This is a genomic window from Mesorhizobium sp. WSM4832 (assembly GCF_055811115.1).
In genome coordinates, this window is the sequence record NZ_JBVVQH010000002.1 from 372415 (window position 1) to 394701 (window position 22287).

Here is a 22287-nt window from a genome sequence, read left to right on the forward strand (position 1 = left end):
TCTTGGATCAGCACCGGCCATCGATCCGGTCACGCCGCCGAACTGTCCTGCTCTGCGGCGTTGGGATCGCCCGGCGCCGTCGCCCAGGCGAGCTCGACCAGCGTCACCGTGCGCCGGCCGGCGCCGTCGACCTGGCAGACGATGAGGCCCTGCTCCTCGATATAGTCGAGCAGCCGCCGCGCGCGGCGCAGCGAATGCGAGCCATAGGCCCGCGCGATCGCCGCGTCGCTCGGGCATGGCCAGCCCTCCTTCGCGGCGCGGGCGATCATCATGAACACGCCTTGCATGTCCTCGGGCAGCAGCGAGGCGCGCACGGACACGTCCCGCCATGCATCGTCCTCGGCCATGTCGGAGCCGACGCCGGCGCGGGCCCGCGTCAGCATGCGGCGGAATTCCGAAAGATCGGGCACCACGGAAGCGAGCCCTTCGATCCGGCAGCGGACCACGAACTCCTGATAGAGCACGCCGATGACGCGGAAACCTGCATCCGGCTCGGCCAGGATGGCGCGCAGGATACGGTCCATCCGCACGCGCCGCTCGGCCAGGTCCTCGGCGCTCGGCTGCGGCTCGGCCGGCTCGGGGCGGATGTCCAGCGACGCGGCCTTGGCCGCCATCAGTTGGTCGAGCAGATCGGGCGAAGACCTGCGCTGCGGCCGCATTGTCTCCGGCGGCGGCGCGGCAAGAATGATCGCGCGCGCATCTTCAAGCGCAGCCCCAGGCATCGGCATCAGCCGCGGCGTGCCGTTGCGCGGGCTGGTTTCGGTCTGGCCGATGCGCACGCCTAGCGGGCGACGCGACAAGGCAGGACCGAGCGCCATGAAATGCCCACGCTCCAGGTCGCGAAACGCTTCGGCCTGGCGCCGCTCCATGCCGAGCAGGTCGGCCGCGCGCGCCATGTCGATGTCGAGGAAGGTGCGGCCCATCAGGAAGTTGGAGGCTTCCGCCGCGACGTTCTTGGCAAGCTTCGCCAGCCGCTGCGTGGCGATGATGCCGGCAAGCCCGCGCTTGCGGCCACGGCACATCAGGTTGGTCATGGCGCCCAGCGAGAGCTTGCGCGCCTCGTCCGAAACCTCACCGGCGACAGCGGGCGCGAAGAGCTGCGCCTCGTCGACCACCACCAGCATCGGATACCAATGGTCGCGCGCCACCTCGAACAACCCGCCGAGGAAGGCGGCGGCGCGCCGCATCTGGTTCTCGGCGTCGAGCCCTTCGAGGTTGAGCACCGTCGAGACACGGTGGATGCGCGCCCGCTCGCCCGCCGCCTGCAGGCCGCGCTCGGTATGCTCCTCGGCATCGATCACCAGATGGCCGTAGCGTTCGCCGAGCGACACGAAATCACCTTCTGGGTCGATGATGGTTTGCTGGACCCAAGGCGCGCTCTGTTCGAGCAGTCGGCGCAACAGATGCGACTTGCCGGAGCCCGAATTGCCCTGCACCAGCAGGCGGGTCGCCAGCAGTTCCTCAAGGTCGAGGGCGGCGGGCGCGCCGGCCGACGTCTGCCCCATCTCGATTGCAACGGTCATGTCTCGACTCGGATCCCTGCGAGCGACGGGCTTACCAACCTGAGCGCGGCGCGTCGAGCATACGATCGCTGGCCGCCCCGGTATTCTGCACAAGAGTGCGGGCTATCTCCGGTATGGCGCGGCCTATCCCGCAAGATCGACGTGATGTGCGCCATGCGGCAGCGGGATTCGGCCGATCCGTTCGAGGGCGGGCTGGTCGCCCTTGACGACACGGAACACTTCAAGCCCCGCGCCGGCTTCCGGTCCGGCGCCCTCATGGCCCTGAAACACAGTGGCGAGGAAATGATCCCCCGTTCGGTCGAAGGTGCCGCCTTCCGGCAACGAGCCCTCGAAAGGGTAGTCGGCAATCTTGGCGATGCCGCCGGTCGCCGGATCGAGACTCATCAGGCTGACGGAGGCCTGGCGCTGAAAGCGGGCGGACTGTGTTGGGAGAGCGGTGCCCCGCATGTTGACGGTCGCCACCAGCCGGCCATCGGGGCTCACCGCGATTCCCTCGGCCGACAGGTCGCTCTCGATGGCGGCGACAACCTCATGGCGGCCCATCGGCGCCGCGGGATCGGCAAGACGCACGACGCTGATGGTCGAAGGCGTCTCTGGGATGCGGCCTTCAAGGTTGGCGGCTGCAAGGTCGCGTCCCCAGTTGGAGGTCAGGTAATGGCGTCCGTCCGGCGTGAATCGGCCGACGAAAGGATCGGCGCCCACATTGACGATATTACCCCACGGGCGCAGGCGGGGCGCACCATTCTCCTCGCCGACAGCGAAGAAGGCGACGCGGTTCTGCGTGTTGATGTTTACGGCGATGAACCGGCCGCCCGGATGCCAATGGACGTTGGTAGCTGTGACACCTCCGCGAGGCGTGGCGGCTGACCCCGATATCCCGACATCGGCGAGATCGAACCGGGCGACGGGGCCGAAGCGACCGTCGGCATAGCCGACGATCTGGACGAGACTTGCCTCCGGCGTGTTCGATACCACGGCAACGCGGCGTCCATCCGGGCTGACCGACAGGCCTTCGGGAAAGGCGGCGATCTCGACTGTGTCCGCTAGGCGAGGCGTGGCGGCGTCCAACAGGTCGACCGCGAACAGGCGTCGCCCTGGCGGGAGGTCGTTGATTGTGTCGCCCGCCGCCGGTCGCTCCCCCAGCCTTTCGGTGACGAATGCGGTTCGCCCGTCCTTGGTCAGTTGCAGGATTTCCGGCGCCGCTGTGACTGAATTCGAGACCGCAATCGTTCCTTTCACCACCTTGCCGTCGGCAACGGACAGCACCGTCAACATGTCGCGAAAACCCGAATCGCGCGGCGAAAGCCGTCCCGTCGCGTAGGTCTGGGCGCTGAAATCGCCGTCGGAGATCACTGCGATCCGCGAGGCTGAAATCCGCCCGGCAAGGTCGAGCGGCTGTGCCGCCGTTACCGACGGCGCGGCGGCGGACAGTGCAATGGAGAGAGCGATGGAACTGAGGACAGGTCTGATCATGATCGGTTTCCCTACGGTCAGTTGAACTGCTTGCGCCTCGGAAAATAGCAACAAGGTTGATTGCGATCCAATTAGAATGCCACCATCTGTGATAGGCAATTCGCATCAGGAGACGCCATGGACATTCGCACGCTTGCCTGCTTCGTCGCCGTGGCAGAGGACTTGCATTTTCGCCGTGCGGCCGAGCGAATGAACCTGACCCAGCCATCGCTCAGTCAGCGCATCCGTGCCCTGGAAATCGAGGTAGGCGCCCAGTTGTTCGAACGGGATCGCCGCGGCGTCGCGCTCACGCCGGCTGGACTTGCCTTTCTCGGCCCCGCCCGAAAGGCGGTCGAGCACGCCAATGCCGCCACGACCCAGGCGCTCAGGGCCGTTCGCGGCGAAGTCGGCCGCCTGCGGCTCGGCTTCACCGTCATCGCCTTCTACGGCGTGCTGCCGGAGGCGGTGCGAAACTTTCGAAGCCGCCATCCTGATGTCGATGTGGATCTGATCGAAATGAATTCGCCACTGCTGGAGTCAGCGCTTGCAGCGGGAGAGATCGACCTCGGTGTGCTGCACCCGCCATTATCGACGCCGGATCTTGTCGTTCACGCTTTACCTGACGAACCGTTGGTGCTGGCACTCCCTTCGGCACACCGGCTTGCCGGACAGGCGACGATCCGCGTGGCGGACCTCGACAACGAGCCTTTCCTGCTGGCGCCCCGCGCCATAGGCCCAAGCATCTATGATCGCGTGATCGCATTGTTCCAGGCTGAAGGCCTCAGCCCGCGCGTCGTCCAGGAAGTAACACCGATGACGACGCTGGTGGGTCTGGTCGCGGCAGGCGCAGGCGTGGGATTCGTCACGGCCGGCATCGCCCGGGCGGCGCGCCCGGGCGTGGTCTATCGCCCGGTCGTTCCGCGCCCGCCAGCCCTGCCGATGGCAGCCGCCTGGCGCGAGCCGTCGCTATCGGCCAGCGGCAGGCGTTTCCTTGAATTGGTCGAGACGCTGATCGAAGCCTCTAGGGCATGATGCCGAAAAGTGTGAAGCGGTTTCGGACCACATCATGCTTTCGAGCACTGGTCGGACCACCATTTTGCTGGCGCTATTCAACCATTGGCGTATCATCTTTCCAGGGAGGGTTCATGGCAGGAGGAGGCCGATGAACGTCGCTGCGGAAATGCCCGTCATGGACTCGACGGTGCAAGGTCTTGTTTCGTCTGCTCTTTCGAAATTTCGCGCCGGCGACACCGTGTCGACACGCGCCATGCTCGATGCCGTACGCCATGCCGACCCGTCCTGCGAGGACAGCGATGACCATCTGGTCGAACTGATTGTGATGGCCGCCGTTGGTAAGACCATGGGGGTCGTGTTCGATCACCGTTCCCCGGACGAACGGTTGCCGCATCTCTAGCGTGCCTTTGCACGCGAAGGAGTGGCATTTTGTTTAGCCAACTCAGTCAGTCACCGTCGTGAAAAGCTCGAGTACCAATTCCATTCCCACGTTCTACCTGCATCGGCGGAGAACGCACGGCTGTAAATCGGGGTTTTCGGGTTGCGCTTATCCCAGTGGAATTTCACGATAACGTCCTTGCCGGCCACAACCTCACGGCCGAAGAATTCGCCTTCGTCGCCATTGAACGAGCCCACCTTGCCGTCGTCGAGTTTGCCCGCGTTGCTGTCGGCCCAGTAGATCGTCCAGAGACGCGTCTTTGGATCGAACAATCGCACGGTGAGGCCCTCGAACGGCTTTCCTCCCAACTCCGTATGAAAAATGTCGAAGTTGCCCAAACCCACCAGGATTTGGCGGCACTCCTGGGTCGCGTCGAATTCCTCCCACTCGTCGCTGCCGGCCAGCGGTTCCTTCAACGTACGATTCCTGATGTTCCAGTTGCCCACCAAATAGTCGAAATCATTTTTGGACGATGTCTCGCTCGCCGTTATCGCAAGTTTCCCGTCCGATGAAAGAGAGAATGCACTCATCTACTTTCCTTTGGATCGACGTCGTGCCCAGCCACTCCCATCGCAGCGGACATGACGAATGTATGGGCGTTTCTTCGATGACTGCGGCGCGCTTCGCATATCCGATCGCGGCAACAAATTGGATGGGACCCAACCACGCGTCGTGATGCACGCCCGCCGTCACCTCCATATCGCAACGCGGAAGCCGAAGACCCGTTCCAGGCACGATCCGCTTCGGGCAGTTCCGGCACTCCCTAGCGAAGCCGCGTTGCTCCGCGCTCCACTCAGGATTCGCTAACCGCCCTGAACCCCTGAACCGACTCCCAACCTGGTACCAAAGTGTCAGATTCTGACCACTAGCTTCCTAGCGGATGCGGCATGTAGCCGACGAAGCCAGAGATCTTCCAGCGGCCGCCGACCTTGCGGCAGAAGTAGAGCGTCTGCCATTTGAGCCGGTCGACACCACCATCGGCCTTGGCGACCGAACCGTCGAATTTCTTGTGCAGCACCGCGCGGTCGCCATCGACATCGATGTCGCGCATGTTGGTGACGCGGAACAGCGCCTCGCGCAGCGGTTCGGCGAATTTCGTCGCCGCGGTTTCCTTGGCCTGCCGCAGCCATTCGTCGCGATAGACGTCCAGCCTGGGAAACTGCAGCCGCCAGGCATCGGCATTGGCAAGGAAATGCGCATGCATGCCGAAGAAACTTTCCGCGATGAAATCGTCCTCGACCATCGACCAGTCTTGTCCGAGGAAGGCATCGATGTCGCGCCGCACCAGCATTTCCCAAAGCGCGTGGCGGTCGGCATCGCCTTGCGGAAACGGATTATTGTCGAAGGTCATGCTGGATCTCCCCTCTCGCAAGCAATTCCAGGAAAAGTGCGTAGCGGTTTTCCGTCCGGAATTGCGTAAAACAAAAACAGCGCGCGCCGGCCGCCGGCGGTCGCCCACCTGTCGCTGCAGCGGCGTCGAGCGCAAGATGCTCAGGCTTCTGTAATAAAGCAACATGGATTTCGAAAAAATGTTGCTTTCCGACATTGCCTCTATGAGGATCATGCCGACAGGGGTAGACGGCTATGCGACCCGGTTCCCGTCGGTCGACAAGATGGAGGCTCACTTGCCCAAGCAATGCTTTGGAAAATCGCATGTTCCGCTCTCGCCCGCCGTGCGCGCGGGCGATTTCGTCTATGTCTCCGGCCAGGTGCCGGTGGGCAGCGACGGGCTTGTGGTGAAGGGCGGCATCGCCGAACAGGCCGAGCAGGTGCTGCAGAACGTCAAGGCGGCGCTGGCGCTCGCCGACTGCACCATGGACGATGTGGTGAAGACTACCGTCTGGCTGGAGGACGCGCGTGATTTCGGCACTTTCAACGCCGTCTATGCAAAGCATTTCCCCAAGGACCCACCGGCGCGCACCACGGTGGAGTCACGCCTGATGATCGACATCAAGATCGAGATCGAAGCCGTCGCCTACCGGCCGGCCTGATCGCGACCACACAAAGGAAGGCACCGATGCAGTTCGATCTCCTGATCAAGGGCGGGCGTGTCATCGATCCCGCATCGGGCCTAGATGCGCAACGCGACGTTGCCATTGCCGACGGCCGCGTCGCTGCGATCGACGCAGCCATCGATGCCGAGGTGGCGGGTGAAGTCGTCGACGCCAGGGATTGCATCGTTACGCCCGGCCTCGTCGACCTGCACAGCCACGTCTATTGGGGCGGCACCTCGCTCGGCGTCGATGCCGACCGACTGGCGGCCAAGAGCGCCACCACCACCTTCATCGACGCCGGCAGCGCCGGCGCCGGCAACTTCCTCGGCTTCCGCCGCCATGTCATCGAGCGCTCAAAGGTGCGCATCCTGGCCTACGTCAACATCTCCTTTGCTGGCATATTCGGCTTCTCGAACACCGTGTCGGTCGGCGAATGCAGCGATCTCAGGCTCTGCGAGCCGCGCGAGACGGTGGCCGCGGTGCGTGAGCACGCCGATGTCGTCGTCGGCATCAAGGTGCGTTCCGGCAAGCATGCCGGCGGCACCAGCGGCATCGCGCCGGTCGACCTTGCGCTCGAAGCCGCCGACAAGGCAGGCCTGCCGCTGATGGCGCATATCGACGAGCCGCCGCCCGGTCGCTCGGAAGTGCTGCCGCGCCTGCGCCGGGGCGACATTCTCACCCACTGCTTCCGGCCGTTCCCCAACGCCCCGGTCTTCGCCTCCGGCGCGGTGCGGCCGGACATGCGGCTGGCGCGCGAGCGCGGCGTCATCTTCGACATCGGCCACGGCATGGGCTCCTTCGACTTCGAGGTGGCGAAGGCGATGCTCGCCGAAGGGCTGGCGCCCGACGTCATCTCGAGCGACGTGCATCTCTACTGCGTCGACGGCCCCGCCTTCGACATCCTGGTCTGCATGTCAAAGCTACTGGCGCTCGGCATGCCGCTGGTCGAGGTGCTGCGCGCGGCGACCGTGGCCCCGGCGCAGGCAATTGCCAGGCCGGAGCTTGGCGCGCTGAAGGTAGGCGGCATCGGTGATGTCGCGGTGCTGAAGTTGCAGCCGGGACGGTTCACCTTCGTCGATGCCATGGGCGCTGCGCTGGCTGCGGATCGGCGGCTGGTCTCGAACGGCATCGTTATCGGCGGCAAGTGGTGGCCGAACGAGGAGCCCGACCACAATGAGACGGAGCGTTTTGAGCCGCACGCGCGTCACACGCATGTAGATGTGGCGGCCAGGCATTTCGGGCATGGGCACGATTAGCCGATCTCGGCAGGGCTGGCCCGCCTTGCGGCGGCGGCGCGTTTGGCGAATGGCTTCCCTCACTCCGTCGCTGCTTCGCAGCACCACCTCTCCCCCTCCGGAGGGAGAGGAAGGGCGCCAAGGCCGGCAAACTGGCGCTTTTCCTCTCCCCCGTCGATCGGGGAGAGGTGTCGAGCGAAGCTCGACAGAGTGGGGGGCGACCTTACGCGGCGTTACTTGGCTCGCCGTAAACCGGCGTCGCAATCCCTTCCATCCTCGCCTTGAGCTGCAGCGCCACGAACTTCGAATAAAAGCGCGACAGCGCCAGGTTGCCGCCATGGAACCACAGCGCTTCCTGCGCCGTCGGCTTCCACATGTTGCGCAATTCGCCCTGCCAGGGTCCGGGATCGCCCTTCACGCCGGAGCCGAGGCCCCAGCACGGGCCGACCTTGTCGGCGACCTCGCGCGAGACGATCGCAGCAACCGTCTCGTTCATCGACTGGTAGCCGGTGCAGCAGACGATCGCGTCGACGGCGAGCTCGCTGCCGTCCTCGAACAGGATGCCGCTCGGCGTCAGCGACGTGATGCCGGCGCCGCTCTTCACCTTGATCTCGCCGTTCAGGATCAGCTCGCAGGCGCCGACATCGATGTAGTAGCCCGAACCTGTGCGGTAGGCTTTCATCAACAGCCCGGTCTCGTCCTCGCCGAAGTCGATGGCAAAGCCGCTGTCGCTGAGGCGCTGGTAGAAGTCCGCGTCGCGCGCCCTGATCACATTGTAGAGCGCGCGCTGGCCCTTCGGCACCAGCGCGAAGGGCGTCGAGGCGACGATCATATCGGCCTTGTCGGTGGTGATGCCGCGCGCCAACGCCTTCTCCGAAAAGATCTCGAAGCCGACATCCATCAGCGTGTCTGACTTCACCACGGTCGTCGGCGAGCGCTGGACCATGGTGACCTTCGCGCCTGCTTCCCAGAGGTCGACGCTGACATCATGGCCTGAGCTTGCGGCGCCGATCACCGCGACGCGTTTGCCGCGGAACTTCTCGCCGGTGGAATACTGGCTGGAATGCAAAAGCTCGCCCTTGAAGCTGTCCGCGCCCGGCAACTCGATCTGCCGCGGCGGCCCATAGGCGCCGGTGGCGAAGACGATATGCTTCGGCTTCAGCGTGATGCGCTGGCCGACGCGGTCAACCACCACCGTCCAGACCTTTTCGGCCTCGTCAAAGGCGGCGCTGACGCATTTGGTGGCGACCCAATAGTTCAGCTCCATGACGCGGGTATACATTTCCAGCCAGTCGCCCATCTTGTCCTTGGGCGTGAAGACCGGCCAGTTCTCCGGGAACGGAATGTAGGGCAGATGGTCGTACCAGACCGGATCGTGCAGCACGAGCGAACGATAGCGGTTGCGCCAGGAATCGCCGGCGCGCGCGTTCTTTTCGATGACGAGCGTGGGGACGCCGAGCTGCCGCAGCCGGGCGCCCAGCATGATGCCGCCCTGCCCCCCGCCGATCACCAGGCAATAGGGCTGCTCCTGCACGCCGAGATCGCGCGCTTCGCGCGCTCGTGCTTCGGCCCAGGTCTCGCGCTTGGGGTCGGCCTTGTGACGGATGCCGAGCGGCCGTGCCGGGCCTTTCCGCTCCTCGAAACCCTTGAGCTCGCTCATCGCCGTGAACAGCGTACGGCAGCGGCCGTCCTTGAGCCGCAAGATCCCTTCGCCGCGGGCGACCGCCGTCTCGAAGGTGAACCAGGTTTCGATGATGCCGTCATCGACGCTTGGCTCCCCGGACGGCCGCCAATGCGACGGTTGTGCCGCGGGCAGCGTCGCCTTCAGCATCTCGCGGATCGCCGCCTGTCCCTCCATCGTCTTGATGTTCCATGTGAAGGTCAGCAGATCGCGCCAATAGCAATCCTCGGCGAAAAGGTTGGCCACCGCCTCGATGTCGCCGGCCTCGAGCGCGCGGCCGAAAGCGCCGAGCCATGTTGCCGCCTGTTGCGATGGTGCGATATCGAGCATTTTGTCCTTCCCATTGTCAGTTCGAATTCCTCCATCGAGGCCGGCGCCGCCGACTTTCCCTTCTCCCCTTGTGGGAGAAGGTGGATCGGCGCGTCAGCGCCGAGACGGTTGAGGGGTGTTCCAGCGGAGTGAGACGCCGGCTTTCCCTGGAACACCCCTCATCCGACCTCGCTTCGCGAGGCCACCTTCTCCCACAAGGGGAGAAGGAATAGTCGCTAATCTCCCAACGGCTCCATCTCTTTCCCCGTCCGATGGATCTGGGCGTTGTACTTTATCCGGCGTACAGTCTCTCGCGCCGGTCCGTCGATCCGGTAAGCGGTCGCCACCGCAAGAAGATCGATGGCCGCGAGGAAAGCGTAGCGCGACGCGGTCGGCTTCAGCGTATCAGGGTATTCGGGAACAGCCATCGTCAGCCGCACATCGCAGACCTGCGTCAGCTCGGTGTCGGGCGCAGTCACGCAGATCGCGTTGGCGCGGTAGTGCTTGGCGAGTTCCACCGCTTCGATCACCTCGCGCGTGCGCCCGGTGGCCGAGATCGCGATCACCAGATCGCCCGGCTTCAGCGTCGAGGCCGTCATGCGCATCAGGTAGGGATCGCATTGCGCGCTGATGGTGATGCCGTAGCGGAACAGCCGGTATTGCGTCTCCTGCGCCAGCGCAGACGAACTGCCGCCGAGGCCGAACACCGTCACCTGGCGCGCCTTGGCGATCAGCTCCGCCGCCTTCTGCAACTGTCCCGGATCGATCTGCCGCTCCGCTTCCTGCAGCGCGCGCCGCGCTTCGCCGAACACGGCGTTCCAGAACGGCATGCCGCTGTCGCTGTTCGCGGGTTGCGGCTTGGTGCTGAGATAGAGCGCGCCGACGACGAGGCTCTGCGCCAGTTTCAGCTTGAAATCACGCACGCCGTCGCAGCCGATGGCGCGGCAGAACCGGGTGACGGTCGGCTCGCTTACCCCTGCTCGCTGGGCAAGCGCGGCATTGGAAGCATCGACGGCATATTTGACGTTGTCGAGCACGACATCGGCGACGCGGCGCTCGGCCGGACGCAGCTCCGCGTAGCTGTCCTTCACCTGCGAGATGATATCAGGAATACGCCTGACATGGTCGTGACGGTCGCCGTCCTCGTCCGTGGTTCGCAATGCCTGACTGTCAGCTTCGGTCATTAGCCAATCCTCCCCAGCCCGCTTCCGAACCATTATCTTCGCGATTATCCGCTCGCTGGCCATAGGCAATCAACCGAGCCGAGTATGTAGGAAAGTAACACGCATCGCAAGCTGGCAAAAAATAACGCAAAATCAAATGCTTATCCAAGTATTGATTGAACCTGATTGCTTCCGTTCTTTGTCGCCGCTTGACAGTAAAGTAGGATAGTTACAGACTGATTTTGCGGACAGATGAGGCCTCCGGCAACGCATCGCGCAGTCTCCGAGGGGGAGCATGAGTACGGCAAGCGCAAGAACGCCGAAGCTCGGCGTGCAGGCAGCGACCAAGGTCTATCAAACGGCCTCCGGCGATCTTCTGGCGCTGGATCGCTGCAGCCTGGATGTCCAACCCAATGAAATCGTTTCGATCGTCGGCCCCTCCGGCTGCGGCAAGACCACGCTGTTGTGGTCGATGTCGGGCCTGCACCGGCTGACCGGCGGCTCCATCGTGCTCGACGGAAAGGAGATCACCGGACCGCGCCCCGAGATCGGCATCGTCTTCCAAGAAGCGAACCTTTTGCCCTGGCGCAACCTCGACGCCAACATCAACTTCCCGTTCGAGATCAAGGGCGAAAAACCCGATCGCGCCTGGATCGCGCATCTGCTCAACCGCGTCGGGCTCGAAGGCTTCGGCGGCAAGTTCCCGCGCGAGCTTTCCGGCGGCATGCAGCAACGGGCGGCAATCGTGCGCGCGCTGGCGCTGAAACCTTCCGTGCTGTTGATGGACGAGCCCTTCGGCGCGCTCGACAGTTTCACCCGCGAGGAGATGAACCGCCTTGTCGAGGAGATCTGGCTCGATACCAAGACCACCATCGTCTTCATCACCCACAGCATCGAGGAAGCGATCTTCCTGTCGGACCGCGTGGTGGTGCTGACGACAAGGCCAGGCCGTGTCGCTAAGGTCTACGACGTGCCGTTTCCACGGCCGCGTTCGCTGGAGATCATGGCGACGAAAGAGGTCTTCGATCTCACCAACAAGATCAAGATGGACATTGTTGGCGAGCGCGTCCGGCCGAGCACGCCGGAGCGGCCGTCAGCTGAAATCGTGAGGATCAGGCCGTGAGCGGGGGCGACGCCATTCCGGAATTCTCAAAGGCCAAATCCGGCGATGGCCAGGATGTCAGCCTGACCAATCTTTCGGCTTTTGCCAGCGGACCCGGCATCAAATCCGGCGCCGAAGTGGTTGCGATCCTCGCCGTCGCCGTGGTGATCATCGGCGGCATCGAACTGGCGCTGCGCATCTTCCATGTGCCGCAATACATTATGCCGCCGCCGAGCTCGATCGCTTACGCTTTGTTCGACGAATTCCCGCTGATCGCGCCGCATCTCGGCTACACGCTTGTCGAGCTCGTTTCCGGCTTTGCCATCGGCGCCATCGTCGGCCTGGTGATGGCGGCTGTCATCACGCAATTCCCTTTTGCCGAAAAGATCGTCGCACCCTACATCCTGATCCTCGTCACCACGCCGATGCTGGCGCTGGTGCCGCTGCTGATCCTGCGCTTCGGCTTCGGCTACACGCCGCGCATCATTGCCGTGGCTTTGGCCGCCGGCCCGATGGTGATGATCAATGCCGCGACCGGCTTCCGTCGCGTCGACAGCGCCAAGATCGCTTTAGCCCGCTCCTATGGCGCGAGCACGTTGCAGATCTTCTGGAAGATCCGCGCCCCTATGGCGCTGCCGATGATCCTGGTCGGCCTGATGATCGGCGCGATTTTCGGACTGCTCACCGCCGTCGGCGCCGAGATGGTCGGCGGCGGCTTCGGTCTCGGCAACCGCCTCACCTCCTATTCGTCGATGATCCAGATGCCGCAGTTCTTCGCGGTCGTGCTGATCCTCTCGACGCTCGGCATCCTGATCTACGTGCTGTTCTTCCTGATCGGCAAGAAATGGGCGAGCTGGGAGACGTGATAGCGAAAGGATGAAGTCGCCCGGGAGGCGGGCGAAAAAGGCAAGGCAAGCAATCAACAAAAGGGGAGTGCCATGACAAACGAAAATCCGATCCATTCCAGTGCTCCGGCCGGCATCAGCCGCCGCTATTTCCTGCAGGTGACTGCGGCCGGCGTCGTCACCGCCACCGCGCTCGGCGCGTCCGGCCTGAGGGCCAGGGCGGCGGCTTATGAGAAATTCACCTGGATCTCGCCGCGCGGCACGCTCGAAGTGCTGGACGATTATCCCTACTGGTCGGCCAAGAAGGCCGGCTATTTCGGCGACCTCGCCACCGACATGCAGCCCGGGCCGTCGGACGGCACCGCGACAGTGAAGTTCGTCGACGTCGGCCAGGCCGATATGGGCTTCCCCTCGCCCGGCGTGTTCTCCTTCGCCATCCAGAACGGCATGAAGCTGAAGTCGGTGTTCCATATGGGCGCGCGCGACACGTTCAGCATCGCCTTCCGCAAGGGCGAGGGGTCGAACGACCTTAAGAAGCTTGAGGGCAAGACCGTCCTGCTCGGCTCCGCCGCCTGGCAGTCGATCACCGATCCGCTGCTGGCAGCGCAAGGCGTCGACATCAAGAAGGTGAAATATGTCGAGGCCGGCTGGCCGACCTGGGGCACCGCGCTCGCCGGCGGCCAGGGCGATGCGGCGCTCTCCTGGGAGGGTCTGCGCGCCGAATGGATCGCCAAGGGGCTCGACTTCGAATACTGGCTCGGCGTGAAGAACTCCAAATTGCCGGCCAACACCTTCGTCGTGCGCGCCGCCGACCTCGAGGACGCCGACAAGAAGGCATTCCTGGAGAAGTATCTGCGCGGCTGGGCGATGGGTCTCGAATTCGGCTACCAGAACCCGCGCGCTGCGGTCGAGGCCGTGTTCGAGCAGTTCCCGACCTTGGCCAAGAACCTCGGCCCCGAACTCGGCACGACCTCGATCCTGCAGCAGATCAACGTCTTCCGCGGCGACATGGACAAGCGCGGGGGCTGGGGCTCGCACGACATGGCGAGTTGGCAGGGCTTCTTCGACGAGATCCTCAAGATCGGCCAGATCTCCGCGCCGGTTAAGGCCGAGGACGTCTGCACCAACGACCTGATCCCGGCCGCCAACGACTTCGACAAGGCCAACGTCAAGGCCGACGCCGATGGCGTGAAACTGTCGGAAGGCTTTGCCGCGCTCGACGTCGACAAGATCAAGGCGCACCTGTTCGACTCCGCCGTGAAGTAGCCCGGCGACGGACATTAGCGACAAACGGGCGGCGACTGAATCGCCGCCCCCAATCAACGAAATGCGGGAGGCTGCAGTGGCCGACAGGGTAAAAATATTGGTGGTTGGTCTGGGCAATATGGGCGCTTCGCATGCCAGCGCCTATCATCGCTCCGACGGCTTCGAGATCGTCGGCATCATGAGCCGCTCGATCAAGAGCAGCAAGAAGATCCCCAAGGAACTCGCCGGCTATCCGCTCTACGAGGATTTTGACCTGGCTCTGAAGGAGACGAAGCCTGATGCGGTCTCGATCAACAGCTGGCCGAACACGCACGCGGAATATGCGTTGAAGGCAATCGCCGCCAACTGCCATGTCTTCATGGAAAAACCCTTGGCCACCAACATCGAGGACGCCGAGAAGGTGGTGGCCGCGGCGCGGGCGAAGAACCGCAAGCTGGTGCTCGGCTACATCCTGCGCGTCCACCCCTCCTGGATCAAATTCATCGAGGTCGGCAAGACGCTCGGCAAGCCGCTGGTGATGCGCCTCAACCTCAACCAGCAGAGCAGCGGCACGGCCTGGCACTGGCACAAGAACCTGATCGACTCGCTGATCCCGATCGTCGACTGCGGCGTGCACTATGTCGATGTCATGTGCCAGCTTACCGGCGCCAAGCCGGTGCGCGTACACGGCATCGGCGCCAAGCTATGGGCCGAGGCCGACAAGCAGAATTACGGCCACCTGCATGTCACCTTCGACGACGGCTCGGTCGGCTGGTACGAGGCGGGCTGGGGTCCGATGATGAGCGAAACCGCCTATTTCGTGAAGGACGTGGTCGGCCCGAAAGGCGCCGTCTCGATCGTCGCCGGCCAGTCGGGGAGCAGCGCCAAAGACGCCGAAGAAGTCTCGGATTCCGCCGACATCGACCGCCACACCAAGACCGACGCGCTGAAGATCCATTACGCGCAGGTCGACGGCGACAAGAACTTTTCCAAGCCCGACGAGATCGTCAGCATGGAGGACGAGCCAGGCCACCAGGAGCTTTGCGACCGCGAGCAGGCCTTCTTCCTGCGCGCCATCCGGGAGGACCTCGATCTGACCGAGCAGATGGATGCCGCCGTCAACAGCCTGCGCATCGTGCTGGCCGCCGAGCAGAGCATCGTGGAAAAGCGCACCGTCGAGCTGGCCTGAGGCCGCGCCAGGCCCCCTCACCCGGCCGCTTCGCGGCCATCTTCTCCCCGGCGGGGAGAAGAGATTGGCGCTAGCGCCGAAAACCTCCTCTCCCCGCCGGGGAGAGGTCAGCCGAGCGAAGCGGAGGCTGGGTGAGGGTGAGTCCGCCGAGCCTTTCTTGGCTCTCACTGCATCATGGAGGAGGAAGACATGGCCGCGATTTCCGAGAGCCTTCTCGAGACCTACACCAGTTCCGACGCCCTGGGCCTGGCAAGCCTCGTCAAGCGCGGCGAGGTTTCTCCTGCCGAGCTGGTCGAAGCGGCGATCACCATGATCGAGCGCCTCAACCCCTCGCTCAACGCGGTCGTCCACCGCCTCTACGATATGGCGCGCGCTCAGGCGAAAACGGTCGACAAGACGGCGTCCTTCGCCGGCGTTCCCTTTCTGCTCAAGGAGCTCGCTTCGTCCTGGAAGGGCGCGCCGCTCACCAACTCCTGCCGCTACCTGAAGGACTTCGTCGCCGATTCCGACAGCGAGGTCGTACGCCGCATCAAGGCGGCTGGCCTGGTGCTCGTCGGCAAATCCAACGCGCCCGAGAACGGCTGGTCGATCACCACCGAGCCAAAACTCTACGGCACGACGAAGAACCCGTGGAAGGAAGGCATCACGCCGGGTGGCTCGAGCGGCGGCGCCGCCGCCGCGATTGCTGCGTGCATGGTGCCGATCGCCGAAGCCAGCGACGGCGCTGGCTCGATCCGCGTGCCGGCCTCCTGCTGCGGCATCATCGGCCTGAAGCCGTCGCGCGGTCGCGTCAGCCTGGCGCCCTTCGGCGACTATTGGTATGGCGGGGCCTACTTCCTCTGCTGCTCGCGCACGGTGCGCGACACCGCCGCCTATCTCGACGCGGTGGCCGGCGCCCTGCCTGGCGATGCCTACACGCCGCCGGTTCCCGCGGACAGCTGGCTGAACCTTTCCGCACGGGCGCCGAAGAAACTGCGCATCGGCTTTACCGTCACGCCACCCCATGGCGCGGCGATAGATCCTGAAGTCAAGGCAACGGTGCGCTCCACGGTCACCGCGCTCGAACGCCTCGGCCATGATGTCGAGGAGCACGACATGCCGCTCGACGCCGACGCGGCGTGGAGAACCTACACCGACATGACCAATGTGCAGACGGCCGCCACTTTCGGTTTTCTCGAGACGCTGGTCGGCAAGCCAGTCACGCCAAACGATGTCGAGCCGGTGACCTGGGCGGTCATCGAGCGCGGCCGCGCGACCAGCGGCATCAAGCATGTCTCCGATGTCGAGCAATTGAGGCTGATCGGCCGCGACATCGTCGGCGACCTCAACGCATACGACATCTTCATCACCCCAACGCTAACTGAGCTGCCGCGCCCCTTCGGCTACTACGACATGTCGGAGACGGACCTCGACCGCTACAATGCCAAATGGGGCGACGCGGTCTTCAACTTCCCCTTCAACATCTCCGGCCTGCCGGCGATCTCGCTGCCGCTCGGGCAGTCCGCCGGCGGCGTGCCGATCGGCGTCCAGCTCGTCGGCCGCTACGGCGACGAGGCGACGGTGCTGGCGCTTTCCACGCAGTTGGAAGAGGAGATGCCGTGGAGGGATAGGCGGCCGGCGCTCTAGGCGATCACCTTGTCGGGCAAGGCTATCGACGTCCGTTGGGGTAGTCATCGCAAACGCCGGTGATGAGCTGAAGGCTCATGAACCTCGTCATTCCAGGGCGGAGCAAGGAGCGAAGCGACGCGCGCAGACCCTGGAATCCATGCCGTTACCTGGACCGAAGTGTGCATCGGTGCAGAATTCTGGACCGCCGCGGCGCCTCCAAGTCACGGCATGGATCCTCGGGTCTGCGCGCGTCGCTTCGCTCCTTGCTCCGCCCGTGGATGACGACCGCGGGAGGTGTCTCGGCCAGTCGCCAAGGCGTGGAACCTGCCCACGCACATTAACCAACCGGACTTCGGACGGGATCGCCAAAACCCCTATAGAATTCCTATATCTTTCCTCCCCACCCCGTCTCGAACCTTTATGGCGATCGGGTCCATATTTCCATTCGAAAAACGCTTTGATTGCCATCACCGGCAAGGTGATGCGCGTCCGCGTGCAGTTTTGATCCCGCCGATGCGGGACACGAACACAAAGTGGAAAACAAGGAAATTCTGCCATGGACCTCATTGTTCTCGGGATCGGGGTTTTGTTCTTCGCCCTGTCCTTGGCCTACGTCAAAGCCTGCGACAGAATCTGAGCGGAGGGCCGGATCATGCTTTTCGACTACATCCTCGGCGGCGCGGTGACCTTGTTCCTGCTTGCCTATCTCACCTACGCCCTCATCCGCCCAGAGCGCTTCTGACCGGCGCGCGGAGAACTCATCATGACCATAAATGGCTGGATACAGATCCTCCTCTATTGCGGGGTCCTGCTTTTGCTCGTGAAGCCGCTCGGCGGCTACATGTACCGCGTCTTCAGCGGCGACCGCACCTTGCTGTCGCCCGTGCTCGCCCCGGTCGAGCGCGGCCTCTATCGCCTCGCCGGTACGAGCGAGAAGGAAGAGCAGCATTGGGCCGTCTACGCGACCGCCATGCTGCTCTTCAATCTCGCCGGCTTCCTGGTCCTTTACGCGCTGCAGCGGCTGCAGGGCGCCCTGCCCTACAATCCCGCCGGCATGAGCGCGGTCGACCCTCAGCTTGCCTTCAACACGGCCGCCAGCTTCGTCACCAACACCAACTGGCAGAACTACGGCGGCGAAAGCACGATGTCCTATCTCGTGCAGATGGCCGGCCTCACCGTCCAGAACTTCGTCTCGGCCGCCACCGGCATCGCCATCGCCATCGCTTTGGTCCGCGGCTTTGCCCGCGCTTCCGGCAAATCGATCGGCAATTTCTGGGTCGATCTCACCCGCTGCACGCTCTATGTGCTCCTGCCGCTCTGCATCGTGCTGACGCTGGTCTATGTCTGGCTGGGCATCCCGCAGACGCTTGGGCCGTATGTCGACGCCACCACGCTGGAAGGCGCCAAGCAGACCATCGCACTCGGGCCGGTCGCCTCGCAGGTCGCCATCAAGATGCTCGGTACCAATGGCGGCGGCTTCTTCAACGCCAACGCCGCGCATCCGTTCGAGAATCCGGACGCGATTTCCAACCTGATCCAGATGCTATCGATCTTCGCGCTGGGTGCCGCTCTCACCAACGTCTTCGGCCGCATGGTCGGCAACCAGCGCCAGGGCTGGGCGATCCTCGCCTCGATGGGCGTGCTGTTCCTCGCCGGCGTCGCCGTCTGCTACTGGGCCGAGGCCGCCGGCAACCCGCTGGTGCATGCGCTCGGCATCGACGGCGGCAACATGGAAGGCAAGGAGAGCCGCTTCGGCATCGCCTTGTCGGCCCTGTTCGCCGTCATCACCACCGCCGCCTCCTGCGGCGCCGTCAACGCCATGCATGACAGTTTCACCGCGCTTGGCGGCATGATCCCGCTGATCAACATGCAGCTCGGCGAGGTCATCGTCGGCGGTGTCGGCGCCGGTTTCTACGGCATATTGATGTTCGTCGTGATCGCGGTCTTCGTCGCCGGCCTGATGGTCGGCCGCACGCCGGAATATCTCGGCAAGAAGATCGAGGCCAGGGAGGTCAAGATGGCGATGCTCGCCATCCTTTGCCTGCCGCTGGCGATGCTGGTCTTCACGGCCATCGCCGTTGTGCTGCCGAGCGCCGTGGCCTCGATGGCCAATGGCGGCCCGCACGGCTTCACCGAAGTGCTCTATGCCTATACCTCGGCGGCCGCGAACAACGGCTCCGCCTTCGGCGGCCTCACCGGCAACACGCCCTGGTACAACATGACCATGGCAATCGGTATGCTGATGGGCCGTTTCCTGGTCATCATCCCTGCGCTTGCAATTGCCGGCTCGCTGGCGGCCAAGAAGACCGTGCCTGCCTCGGCCGGCACCTTCCCGACCGACGGCACGCTGTTCGTCGGCCTGCTGGTCGGCGTCATCGTCATCGTCGGCGGCCTCACCTTCTTCCCCTCACTCGCTGTCGGTCCGATCATCGAGCACCTGGCGATGATCCACGGACAGACTTTCTGAGATGACCATGCCTTGGTTCAATTACATACGTCGGCACGACCGCCACCAGCCCGGTGGCGGAACGCCCGACGACGGAGGGGACGAGAGACCTCGTCCTTTCCCGACCCTGTCGACCTTCCTGGGGATAGCGGCCGTGCTCTTCGTCATCTGGCTGCTGGCCTCCGGCCTTCCGCATCTGTTCCCGAAGACCGAGCACCCGGCGCCGTCCAACATCACCGATACTGGAGCTACGAAATGAGCCAGTCCAAATCAGCGAGCATTCTGGATGCCCGCATCCTGGTGCCCGCCATCGGCGGCGCGTTCCGCAAGCTCGACCCGCGCACGCTGATCAAAAATCCGGTGATGTTCGTCGTCGCCATCGTCTCGGCGCTTACGACAGTGCTGTTCGTCAAGGATCTGGTCACCGGTGGCGGCGATCTCGGCTTCACCCTGCAGATCATCATCTGGCTGTGGTTCACGGTTCTGTTCGCCAACTTCGCCGAAGCCGTGGCCGAGGGCCGCGGCAAGGCGCAAGCCGACTCGCTGCGCAAGGCGCGCACCGAGACCCAGGCCAAGCTGCTCGCCAATGGCGATCGTTCGAAGTTCAAGCTGGTGCCGGGCACCAGCCTGAAGGTCGGCGACATCGTACTGGTCGAGGCTGGCGACATCATCCCCTCCGATGGCGAGGTCATCGAAGGCGTGGCTTCAGTCAACGAGGCCGCGATCACCGGCGAATCCGCGCCCGTCATCCGCGAATCCGGCGGCGACCGCTCCGCCGTCACCGGCGGCACGCAAGTGCTGTCCGACTGGATCCGCGTGCGCATTTCCGCCGCTTCCGGCCACACCTTCCTCGACCGCATGATCTCGCTGGTCGAGGGCGCCGAGCGCCAGAAGACGCCGAACGAGATCGCGCTCAACATCCTGCTCGTCGGCATGACGCTGATCTTCGTGCTGGCGACAGCGACCATCCCGAGCTTCGCCTCCTATTCCGGCGGCTATATCCCGGTGACGATCCTCGTCGCGCTGTTCGTGACGCTGATCCCGACCACGATCGGCGCGCTGCTGTCGGCCATCGGCATCGCCGGCATGGACCGCCTGGTGCGCTTCAACGTGCTTGCCATGTCCGGTCGCGCCGTCGAGGCAGCCGGCGACGTCGACACGCTGCTGCTCGACAAGACCGGCACCATCACGCTGGGCAACCGCCAGGCGACCGAGTTCCGCCCGGTCAAGGGCGTCGCCGAGCAGGAGCTGGCCGATGCGGCCCAGCTTGCCTCACTGGCCGACGAGACCCCGGAAGGCCGCTCGATCGTGGTTCTCGCCAAGGAGAAATATGGCATCCGCGCCCGCGACATGGCGACGTTGCACGCGACCTTTGTGCCCTTCACCGCGCAGACCCGCATGAGCGGCGTCGATATCGACGGCTCGTCGGTGCGCAAGGGCGCGGTCGATGCGGTGCTCGCCCATGTCAACCAGGCGACGTCCGCCGCGCATGGCGCACGCCCGGCCAGCGAGACGATCCGGGACCTGCAGGCGATCGCCGACGAGATCGCCAAGGCTGGCGGCACGCCGCTGGCGGTCGAACGCGACGGACGCCTGCTCGGCGTCGTTCACCTCAAGGACATCGTCAAGGGCGGCATCCGCGAGCGTTTCGCCGAACTGCGCAAGATGGGCATCCGCACGGTGATGATCACCGGCGACAACCCGCTGACGGCCGCGGCGATTGCCGCTGAAGCTGGCGTCGACGACTTCCTTGCCCAGGCGACGCCGGAGAACAAGCTGTCGCTGATCCGCGAGGAGCAGGCCAAGGGCAAGCTGGTGGCCATGTGCGGCGACGGCACCAATGACGCGCCGGCGCTCGCCCAGGCCGATGTCGGTGTCGCCATGAACACCGGCACGGTCGCCGCGCGCGAAGCCGGCAACATGGTCGACCTCGACTCCGACCCGACCAAGCTGATCGAGATCGTCGAGATCGGCAAGGCGCTGCTGATGACGCGCGGCTCGCTGACCACCTTCTCGATCGCCAACGACGTGGCCAAATATTTCGCCATCATTCCGGCGATGTTCGCCGTCTTCTATGTCGCGCCCGGCCAGTCCACCGGTCCGTTGCAGGCGCTCAACGTCATGCATCTGGCGACGCCGCAGAGCGCCATCCTGTCGGCCATCATCTTCAACGCGCTGATCATCATCGCGCTGATCCCGCTGTCGCTGAAAGGCGTCAGATATCGGGCCATCGGCGCCGGCGCGCTGCTCACCCGCAACCTGCTCGTCTACGGCCTTGGCGGCATCATCGTGCCGTTCGTCGGCATCAAGGCGATCGACCTGATCGTCACGGCCCTCGGCCTCGCATAAGGATTGTCCCGATGTTCAAGCAACTCAGGCCCGCTTTTGTCATGATCGTCTTCTTCACGGTGCTGACCGGCCTCATCTATCCGATCGGCATGACCGGCATCGCCCAGGCGCTGTTCCCCAACCAGGCCAATGGCAGCCTGATCGCCAGGGATGGCAAGGTGATCGGTTCCAGCCTGATCGGCCAGGCCTTCGCCAGCGACCGCTATTTCCACGGCAGGCCGTCGGCAGCCGGCAATGGCTACGACGCCAGCGCCTCCAGCGGCTCCAATCTCGGCCCAACCAATCCCAAGCTGATCGAGCGCATCAAGGGCGATGCCGGGAGACTGAAAGCGGAAAATCCGAATGCGCCGGTGCCGATGGACCTCGTCACGACTTCCGGCAGCGGCCTCGATCCCGACATCAGCCCCGACGCCGCCTATTTCCAGGTGCCGCGTGTCGCCAAGGCCCGTGGCGTGGACGAGGCCAAGGTGAAGGCGCTCGTCGACAGCCATGTCGAGGATCGCAAGCTCGGCTTCATGGGCGAGCAGGTGGTCAACGTTCTGGCGCTGAACCTCGCGCTGGATGACCTGAAATAATCCGCTCCGCGGCCGGGGGGGGGCCCCCCCCCCCCCGCCCTACTATGATTTGAGGAGGGCGGGGGGCCACGACGAGACAACCACCAACGCCCCCCCCCCCACCCCGAGCAGCGCCGAG

The 22287-nt window shown here is 64.3% G+C and carries 20 protein-coding genes; 14 read left to right on the plus strand and 6 right to left on the minus strand.

Annotation, left to right across the window (positions count from 1 at the left end; genetic code table 11):
- Nucleotides 1-29 precede the first annotated feature (29 nt).
- Together AC0L2L_RS04855 and AC0L2L_RS04860 are read right to left on the minus strand one after the other, a co-directional pair.
- On the minus strand, nt 30-1523 hold the full coding sequence (locus tag AC0L2L_RS04855) for a helicase HerA domain-containing protein (protein WP_473576534.1): 1494 nt from the start codon (nt 1521-1523) through the stop codon (nt 30-32).
- A 123-nt stretch (nt 1524-1646) separates the two neighbouring features.
- Nucleotides 1647-2996: a lactonase family protein gene (locus tag AC0L2L_RS04860; protein ID WP_473576536.1), complete on the minus strand. Its 1350-nt coding sequence runs from the start codon at nt 2994-2996 to the stop codon at nt 1647-1649.
- A gap of 117 nt (nt 2997-3113) precedes the next feature.
- On the opposite strand from AC0L2L_RS04860, the gene AC0L2L_RS04865 reads away from it, so the two are divergent.
- Nucleotides 3114-4007, plus strand: coding sequence for a LysR family transcriptional regulator (locus tag AC0L2L_RS04865; RefSeq protein ID WP_473576537.1), 894 nt, complete (start codon nt 3114-3116; stop codon nt 4005-4007).
- Nucleotides 4008-4137: 130 nt separating this feature from the next.
- On the plus strand, nt 4138-4389 hold the full coding sequence (locus tag AC0L2L_RS04870) for a hypothetical protein (protein ID WP_473576539.1): 252 nt from the start codon (nt 4138-4140) through the stop codon (nt 4387-4389).
- A gap of 50 nt (nt 4390-4439) precedes the next feature.
- On the opposite strand, the gene AC0L2L_RS04875 is transcribed toward AC0L2L_RS04870, so the two are convergent.
- Nucleotides 4440-4958: a hypothetical protein gene (locus tag AC0L2L_RS04875; RefSeq protein WP_473576540.1), complete on the minus strand. Its 519-nt coding sequence runs from the start codon at nt 4956-4958 to the stop codon at nt 4440-4442.
- A 335-nt stretch (nt 4959-5293) separates the two neighbouring features.
- On the minus strand, nt 5294-5779 hold the full coding sequence (locus tag AC0L2L_RS04880; protein WP_473576541.1) for a hypothetical protein: 486 nt from the start codon (nt 5777-5779) through the stop codon (nt 5294-5296).
- 262 nt (nt 5780-6041) lie between these two features.
- Between AC0L2L_RS04880 and AC0L2L_RS04885 the strand changes: the two genes are divergently transcribed.
- Both AC0L2L_RS04885 and AC0L2L_RS04890 read left to right on the plus strand, forming a co-directional pair.
- Nucleotides 6042-6419, plus strand: coding sequence for a RidA family protein (locus AC0L2L_RS04885; RefSeq protein WP_473576655.1), 378 nt, complete (start codon nt 6042-6044; stop codon nt 6417-6419).
- Between the two features lie 26 nt (nt 6420-6445).
- Nucleotides 6446-7678, plus strand: coding sequence for an amidohydrolase/deacetylase family metallohydrolase (locus AC0L2L_RS04890; protein WP_473576543.1), 1233 nt, complete (start codon nt 6446-6448; stop codon nt 7676-7678).
- A gap of 202 nt (nt 7679-7880) precedes the next feature.
- Here AC0L2L_RS04890 and AC0L2L_RS04895 read toward each other — a convergent pair whose 3' ends face one another.
- Together AC0L2L_RS04895 and AC0L2L_RS04900 are read right to left on the minus strand one after the other, a co-directional pair.
- Nucleotides 7881-9668: an NAD(P)/FAD-dependent oxidoreductase gene (locus AC0L2L_RS04895; RefSeq protein ID WP_473576544.1), complete on the minus strand. Its 1788-nt coding sequence runs from the start codon at nt 9666-9668 to the stop codon at nt 7881-7883.
- Between the two features lie 215 nt (nt 9669-9883).
- Nucleotides 9884-10831 (minus strand): MurR/RpiR family transcriptional regulator, encoded by a 948-nt coding sequence (locus tag AC0L2L_RS04900; protein ID WP_473576546.1) that lies wholly within the window; start codon nt 10829-10831, stop codon nt 9884-9886.
- Between the two features lie 274 nt (nt 10832-11105).
- On the opposite strand from AC0L2L_RS04900, the gene AC0L2L_RS04905 reads away from it, so the two are divergent.
- The 10 genes from AC0L2L_RS04905 to kdpC all read left to right on the plus strand — a co-directional run bounded on the left by AC0L2L_RS04905 (nt 11106) and on the right by kdpC (nt 22169).
- Entirely contained in the window at nt 11106-11933 is an 828-nt protein-coding gene (locus AC0L2L_RS04905) for an ABC transporter ATP-binding protein (protein WP_473576548.1), read from the plus strand.
- A complete protein-coding gene (locus AC0L2L_RS04910; RefSeq protein WP_473576550.1) occupies nt 11930-12778 on the plus strand; it encodes an ABC transporter permease in 849 nt (282 codons plus the stop codon). Before AC0L2L_RS04905 ends, AC0L2L_RS04910 begins: the two co-directional genes overlap by 4 nt.
- 72 nt (nt 12779-12850) lie before the next feature.
- Complete coding sequence (locus tag AC0L2L_RS04915; RefSeq protein ID WP_473576552.1) at nt 12851-14023, plus strand: ABC transporter substrate-binding protein; 1173 nt, start codon at nt 12851-12853, stop codon at nt 14021-14023.
- A 76-nt stretch (nt 14024-14099) separates the two neighbouring features.
- Entirely contained in the window at nt 14100-15191 is a 1092-nt protein-coding gene (locus AC0L2L_RS04920; RefSeq protein WP_473576554.1) for a Gfo/Idh/MocA family protein, read from the plus strand.
- A gap of 189 nt (nt 15192-15380) precedes the next feature.
- Nucleotides 15381-16817 (plus strand): amidase, encoded by a 1437-nt coding sequence (locus tag AC0L2L_RS04925; RefSeq protein WP_473576556.1) that lies wholly within the window; start codon nt 15381-15383, stop codon nt 16815-16817.
- A 634-nt stretch (nt 16818-17451) separates the two neighbouring features.
- Complete coding sequence (locus tag AC0L2L_RS04930) at nt 17452-17541, plus strand: K(+)-transporting ATPase subunit F (protein ID WP_036257910.1); 90 nt, start codon at nt 17452-17454, stop codon at nt 17539-17541.
- A gap of 21 nt (nt 17542-17562) precedes the next feature.
- Nucleotides 17563-19266, plus strand: coding sequence for a potassium-transporting ATPase subunit KdpA (gene kdpA / locus AC0L2L_RS04935; protein WP_473576558.1), 1704 nt, complete (start codon nt 17563-17565; stop codon nt 19264-19266).
- 7 nt (nt 19267-19273) lie between these two features.
- A complete protein-coding gene (locus tag AC0L2L_RS04940) occupies nt 19274-19504 on the plus strand; it encodes a hypothetical protein (RefSeq protein ID WP_473576560.1) in 231 nt (76 codons plus the stop codon).
- Nucleotides 19501-21594 (plus strand): potassium-transporting ATPase subunit KdpB, encoded by a 2094-nt coding sequence (gene kdpB, locus AC0L2L_RS04945; RefSeq protein ID WP_473576562.1) that lies wholly within the window; start codon nt 19501-19503, stop codon nt 21592-21594. The genes AC0L2L_RS04940 and kdpB overlap by 4 nt, the downstream gene beginning before the upstream one ends.
- Nucleotides 21595-21605: 11 nt before the next feature.
- Entirely contained in the window at nt 21606-22169 is a 564-nt protein-coding gene (gene kdpC / locus AC0L2L_RS04950) for a potassium-transporting ATPase subunit KdpC (RefSeq protein WP_473576564.1), read from the plus strand.
- Nucleotides 22170-22287 lie beyond the last annotated feature (118 nt).

Coding starts and splice junctions, on each gene's coding strand:
- AC0L2L_RS04855 (WP_473576534.1), bottom strand. CDS start 1,523: ATGACCGTTGCAATCGAGATGGGGCAGACGTCGGCCGGCGCGCCCGCC.
- AC0L2L_RS04860 (WP_473576536.1), bottom strand. CDS start 2,996: ATGATCAGACCTGTCCTCAGTTCCATCGCTCTCTCCATTGCACTGTCC.
- AC0L2L_RS04865 (WP_473576537.1), top strand. CDS start 3,114: ATGGACATTCGCACGCTTGCCTGCTTCGTCGCCGTGGCAGAGGACTTG.
- AC0L2L_RS04870 (WP_473576539.1), top strand. CDS start 4,138: ATGAACGTCGCTGCGGAAATGCCCGTCATGGACTCGACGGTGCAAGGT.
- AC0L2L_RS04875 (WP_473576540.1), bottom strand. CDS start 4,958: ATGAGTGCATTCTCTCTTTCATCGGACGGGAAACTTGCGATAACGGCG.
- AC0L2L_RS04880 (WP_473576541.1), bottom strand. CDS start 5,779: ATGACCTTCGACAATAATCCGTTTCCGCAAGGCGATGCCGACCGCCAC.
- AC0L2L_RS04885 (WP_473576655.1), top strand. CDS start 6,042: ATGGAGGCTCACTTGCCCAAGCAATGCTTTGGAAAATCGCATGTTCCG.
- AC0L2L_RS04890 (WP_473576543.1), top strand. CDS start 6,446: ATGCAGTTCGATCTCCTGATCAAGGGCGGGCGTGTCATCGATCCCGCA.
- AC0L2L_RS04895 (WP_473576544.1), bottom strand. CDS start 9,668: ATGCTCGATATCGCACCATCGCAACAGGCGGCAACATGGCTCGGCGCT.
- AC0L2L_RS04900 (WP_473576546.1), bottom strand. CDS start 10,831: ATGACCGAAGCTGACAGTCAGGCATTGCGAACCACGGACGAGGACGGC.
- AC0L2L_RS04905 (WP_473576548.1), top strand. CDS start 11,106: ATGAGTACGGCAAGCGCAAGAACGCCGAAGCTCGGCGTGCAGGCAGCG.
- AC0L2L_RS04915 (WP_473576552.1), top strand. CDS start 12,851: ATGACAAACGAAAATCCGATCCATTCCAGTGCTCCGGCCGGCATCAGC.
- AC0L2L_RS04925 (WP_473576556.1), top strand. CDS start 15,381: ATGGCCGCGATTTCCGAGAGCCTTCTCGAGACCTACACCAGTTCCGAC.
- AC0L2L_RS04930 (WP_036257910.1), top strand. CDS start 17,452: ATGCTTTTCGACTACATCCTCGGCGGCGCGGTGACCTTGTTCCTGCTT.
- kdpA (WP_473576558.1), top strand. CDS start 17,563: ATGACCATAAATGGCTGGATACAGATCCTCCTCTATTGCGGGGTCCTG.
- AC0L2L_RS04940 (WP_473576560.1), top strand. CDS start 19,274: ATGCCTTGGTTCAATTACATACGTCGGCACGACCGCCACCAGCCCGGT.
- kdpB (WP_473576562.1), top strand. CDS start 19,501: ATGAGCCAGTCCAAATCAGCGAGCATTCTGGATGCCCGCATCCTGGTG.
- kdpC (WP_473576564.1), top strand. CDS start 21,606: ATGTTCAAGCAACTCAGGCCCGCTTTTGTCATGATCGTCTTCTTCACG.